6 protein-coding genes are annotated in these 4780 nt (G+C 72.9%); 2 read left to right on the top strand and 4 right to left on the bottom strand.

Annotated features, from left to right (window positions below; genetic code table 11):
- The 3 genes from RIF89_RS10970 to RIF89_RS10980 form a co-directional block, all read right to left on the bottom strand.
- Positions 1 to 709 (bottom strand): PPK2 family polyphosphate kinase (locus tag RIF89_RS10970; protein WP_309069150.1); only part of this gene is annotated, 709 nt, incomplete at its 3' end.
- 28 nt (positions 710 to 737) lie between these two features.
- A complete protein-coding gene (gene menD / locus RIF89_RS10975) occupies positions 738 to 2429 on the bottom strand; it encodes a 2-succinyl-5-enolpyruvyl-6-hydroxy-3-cyclohexene-1-carboxylic-acid synthase (RefSeq protein WP_309069151.1) in 1692 nt (563 codons plus the stop codon).
- A 1-nt stretch (position 2430) separates the two neighbouring features.
- A complete protein-coding gene (locus RIF89_RS10980; protein WP_309069152.1) occupies positions 2431 to 2844 on the bottom strand; it encodes a PLD nuclease N-terminal domain-containing protein in 414 nt (137 codons plus the stop codon).
- A gap of 96 nt (positions 2845 to 2940) precedes the next feature.
- Between RIF89_RS10980 and RIF89_RS10985 the strand changes: the two genes are divergently transcribed.
- A complete protein-coding gene (locus tag RIF89_RS10985) occupies positions 2941 to 3282 on the top strand; it encodes a DUF4229 domain-containing protein (RefSeq protein WP_309069153.1) in 342 nt (113 codons plus the stop codon).
- 51 nt (positions 3283 to 3333) lie between these two features.
- Here the strand turns inward: RIF89_RS10985 and RIF89_RS10990 are convergent, their stop codons facing one another.
- On the bottom strand, positions 3334 to 4266 hold the full coding sequence (locus RIF89_RS10990; protein WP_309069154.1) for a 1,4-dihydroxy-2-naphthoate polyprenyltransferase: 933 nt from the start codon (positions 4264 to 4266) through the stop codon (positions 3334 to 3336).
- Between the two features lie 149 nt (positions 4267 to 4415).
- On the opposite strand from RIF89_RS10990, the gene RIF89_RS10995 reads away from it, so the two are divergent.
- The coding region (locus RIF89_RS10995) for a MarR family transcriptional regulator (protein WP_309069155.1) at positions 4416 to 4780 on the top strand (365 nt) is incomplete at its 3' end.

The raw sequence follows: 4780 nt of genomic DNA on the forward strand, positions 1-4780 counted from the left end.
CGTCGGTGGAGGTGCGCGCGATGGCGGTCTGGTACGCGTCCATGTACGCGGGCCAGTGGGCGCGCTCGTCGACGTCACCGGGGTTGTACTTCCAGTGCTTGTCGGGGCGCTCGAGCCGCTCCATGAGCCGCTTCCCCTGCTCCTGCGGCGAGATGTGCAGCATGACCTTGACGATCCGGATGCCGCGGTCGGCGACGCGACGCTCGAAGTCGGCGATCGCGCCGTAGCGGCGCTCGAGCTCCTGACTGTCGGCGAGCCTGCGCACCCGGCCGATCAGCACGTCCTCGTAGTGCGAGCGGTCGAAGACGCCGATGAGGCCGGGGCCGGGCAGGCGCTTCTCGATGCGCCACAGGAAGTCGTGTGCGAGCTCCTCCTCGGTCGGCGCCTTGAACGCGGCCAGCTGGATGCCCTGCGGATCGACGCCGCCGACCACGTGCCGCACGACGCCGCCCTTGCCCGCGGAGTCCATCGCCTGCAGCACGAGCAGCACCGAGTCCTTCGCGGTGCCGCCGCGGCTCGCGGCGTACAGCCGCTCCTGGTACTCGGCGAGCTGGGCGAGCCCTGCCTTCAGGTCGGCGGCCCCGTCGCGCTTGTCGCCGGCGTAGCCGGGCGTCGACTCCGGATCGATGTCCGCGAGCCGCAGGCCCTTGGTCACGCGCAGCGCGTGCACGGCGTCGTCGGTCCAGTGGGTCTGGCTCTGCGCGATCATGCGCCCTTTTCTACCGGAAAGGAGGCCCTCAGCGGTCGAGCGGGATCTCGATGATCCGGCGTGCTCCGGGCGTGATGAGCGCCTGGTCGAGGGCGGATCGCGTGGTGACCCGCGTGTGCTCCCAGCCGTAGGCCGCGGCGAGCGCGGCGAGATCCGCGGCCTGCGGCGTGTACTGGACGCGTTCCATGTCGTCGCGTGAGGCGAGGGCGGCGACCTCGAGGCCGTCGAAGATCGTGCCGCCGCCGTCGTTCGCGACGATCAGCTGGATGCGCGGATCCTGCTCCGACACCGGCAGCAGCAGCGCGCCGACGTCATGCAGCAGGGTGAGGTCGCCGAGCAGGACGCGCGTGACGCCAGGGCGGTCGCCGTCCTGACTCGCGAGCGCGATGCCGAGGCCCGTCGCGATCGTGCCGTCGATCCCCGCCAGGCCGCGGTTGGCGTGCACCGGCACGCGCTTGCCGGGTAGGACGGCGTCGGCGACGCGCACGATGCGCGAGGACCCGAACATCAGCCGGTCGTGCGGCCAGGTCGCCGCCCACACCGCGGCGACGAGCTGCTCCCGGTCGAGGGGGCGCCGCACGGCGTCGAGCTCGGCGCGGGTCGCCTGGGCGCGGGCGCGCGGATCGGTCGACGACAGCCCCGCGAGATCCGGCGCGGGGCTGGAGAGGTCGACGGCCTGCGCGGCCGACGCCCGCATCCACGCTCCGAGCCACGCGCGATCCGGATCGCCGGGCGTGACCGTGACCGCGTCCACGTGCGTCGTCGCGTGGTTGAGGTCGAGGTCCTCCCCCGGACCGCGCACGGCGACGACCTCCACGTCCGCGCGCGACAGCAGCGCCGCCACCTCACGCGACAGGGTGGGATGCCCGAACACGACGGCGCGCTCGATGCGGCCGCCGAGGTCGGTATCGCGCAGCAGCGTGCGGTAGCCGTGCACGAGCTGACGCCCGTAGCGCGATCCGCTCACGATCTCGGCGATCAGCGGCCAGCCGCCCTCGTGCGCCAGCTGCTCCGCGCCGGCGCCGGCGTCGGCTCCCGCGACGACCACCGTGCGCGGGCCGTGTGCGAGCGCGTGGGGATCGTGCCGGGGCGTGTCGCTCCCGCCGCCGCCCAGCCGCGTCCTGTCGAGGATGTGCGTCGGTTCCGTGAACCAGGCGGGCAGCTCCCCCGCGAGGGGCTCGCGATACGGCAGGTTCAGGTGGACGGGTCCGGCCACGGGCCCCACGGCCGAGGCGTACGCTTGCTCCGCCAGGGCGCGCACGGCGGTGTCCTGATCCGGTTCGCCGGACGGGACGGGCGCGTCGACGGCGAAGCGCGTGAAGGCGCCGAAGATGCCCGGCTGGGTCGTCGCCTGGTTCGCGCCGATGCCGCGCAGCTCGGGCGGCCGATCCGCCGTCAGCAGCAGCAGCGGCACGCCGGAGTGGTGCGCCTCGAGCACGGCCGGCAGCAGGTTCGCGACGGCCGTGCCGGAGGTGCAGATCACGGCCGCGGGAACACGCGTCTCACGCCCGATGCCGAGCGCCGTGAATCCGGCGACGCGCTCGTCGATCCGCACGTGCAGCCGGATGCGTCCCGCGCGCTCGAGCGCGGCGGCCGCGAGCGCGAGCGCCTGCGAGCGCGATCCGGGACTCACCACGACGTGTCGCACGCCGCGTGCGACGAGCTCGTCGACCAGCGCGGCCGCGGCGTCGCTCGCGGGCGACCCGGCGGGCGGCGTCACGTCAGAGCGTCCCGCCGCGGCGCCCGCGGGGGTCGTCGTCCGTGCCCGGCTCTTCCGGCTTGTCGTCGTCCGCCTTCGGCTCCGCCGCCGGCGGAGCGTCCTCCTCCGAGTCCAGGCGTGCGAGCTCCTCCTCGAGGAGGCGGATGCGCTCGTCCTGGTCGCTCACGCCCTTGAGCGTGCCGAGGAAGTTCGGATCGTCGTCGGGCGCGAGCACGCGCCCGGGAGGCTGCTTGCGCGCACGTCCCAGCAGGAACCACAGGATGCCGCCCAGCACCGGGATCAGCACGACGATCGCCATCCATGCGCCCTTCGACACTCCGCGGTGGCGCGACGGAGGCTGTACCGCGCAGTCGACGATGCTGAAGACCCAGAACACGACGGCGGCGATGCCGAGGACGATGAGGAGGCGTGCCACCTCCTCATCCTAGGCGCGCCGCCTGTGCACCGGATCGGCTTGACATCCGGCGTGAGGCCCGGTGCTTGCTCAGGCGCCGAATCTAGACTCGACGGCGTGAAGAAGTCGGCCGGTGTCTCGCTCCTCGTCTACTCGGTGCTGCGCCTCGCGGCGTTCCTCGTGCCGTTCGGCCTGATGATGCTGCTGCCGGCCTTCCAGGACCTGTGGTGGCTCGCCGCGATCTTCGCCACGCTCATCGGCGTGAGCGTCTCGGTGCTGTTCCTGCGCCGCCCGCTGGGCCGGGTGTCGCAGTCGCTCGCGGCGCGACGCGAGGCGTCCGAGAGCGCGCCGCGCGCGAAGACCGAGCGCGAGCTGGAGGACGAGCTCGAGGACGAGGCGAACGAGCGCGCCTCCCGGGGCGGCTACGCCGCCCCCGCACGGCCCGACGACGAGGCGTGACCCTCCGGTCCTCGAGCGAGCAGGCTCAGGACCGAGGGAAGCCGATCCGCGTCAGCCCACGAACGCCCAGAACAGGAAGCCGGCGTAGCCGAGCGACGTCAGGGACGTCAGTGCGAGCGCGGTGACGAGCTCGCGCGGCTGGCGATAGGTCCAGACGATCAGGATGGCGGGCCCGGCGGCGAGCAGCGCGAGCGAGGCCAGCCACGCGATCGGATAGAAGAACGCCAGGAACCAGGTGATCGCGAACGCCAGCACGACGAACACCGTGTACAGGATCCGGGTGGCGCGGTGGCCGATGACCACGCTGAGCGTGCGCTTGCCGACGCGCGCATCCTGCTCGATGTCCCTCAGGTTGTTGGCCAGCAGCACGGCGCACGCGAGCAGACCCGCGCCGACCGCGCCGAGCCACGCCTCCTGCGGCAGCGCGAGGGCCTGCACCCACGTGGTGCCGAGCGTGGCCACGAGGCCGAAGAAGACGAAGACGAACACCTCCCCGAGCGCGTTGTACCCGTAGGGGCGCTTGCCGCCCGTGTAGAACCAGGCCGCGATGATCGAGACGGCACCCACCGCGATGAACCACCACTGCTGCGTGCGGATCGTGATCGCCAGGCCCGCCGCGGCGGCGACCGCGAAGAACACGAACGCGACGATCATGACGGTGCGCGGCCGCACCCGCCCCGAGGCGGTCAGGCGCGCGGGTCCCACGCGGTGCGCGTCGGTGCCGCGGATGCCGTCGCTGTAGTCGTTGGCGAAGTTCACGCCGATCTGCAGCGAAACCGCGACGACGAGGCACGCGAGCGCGATGACCCAGTGGAACACGTCCGTGACGAGGATCGCCGCACCCGTGCCGATCACGACGGGCGCCACCGCGAGCGGAAGCGTGCGCAGCCGCGAGGCGCCGATCCAGTCGCCGAGCGTCACGGGGCGCGCGACGGGCGACGCCGCCGTGCGCGCGGCGCCGCGCTTGGCCGGGTTGCCGCTCATACCTCGGGTGCTGGTCTGCCTTTTCGCCACGATGGACGATCTTACTTTCCGCGCCGGCCGTCCCCTCCGCCGTGGGACGTGCGCGCGCTCCTCGCTCCCCACGGAGGCGAGCGGCGCCGGGACACGATCCGCTGGGGCAGGATGAACGGGTGGACGACCCGATCGATGATGCGCCGGAGCCCCTGCGCCACCTCGGGCATCTGCTGCGCCGTGCGCAGCAGATGCATCTCGCCGCGTGGCAGCGCGATGTCTCGCGCGACGTCACGAGCGTGCAGTACGCCGTTCTGACCGTTCTCGAGCGCCTTCCCGGATCGAGCCAGGCGACGCTCGGAGCGGAGCTGGATCTCGACCGCTCCACGATCGCCGATCTCGTGGCCCGCATGACGCGGCGCGGCCTGATCGAGCGCGCGTCGGATGCCTCCGACCGCCGACGCAACGTGCTGAAGCTCACGGCGGCCGGGCGAGCCACGGTGGCCGAACTGCGGCCGCGCGTCGAGGGGCTCGAGTTCGTCAT

The sequence above is a fragment of the Microbacterium sp. genome (genome assembly GCF_031178525.1).
In the GTDB taxonomy this organism is placed as follows: domain Bacteria; phylum Actinomycetota; class Actinomycetes; order Actinomycetales; family Microbacteriaceae; genus Microbacterium.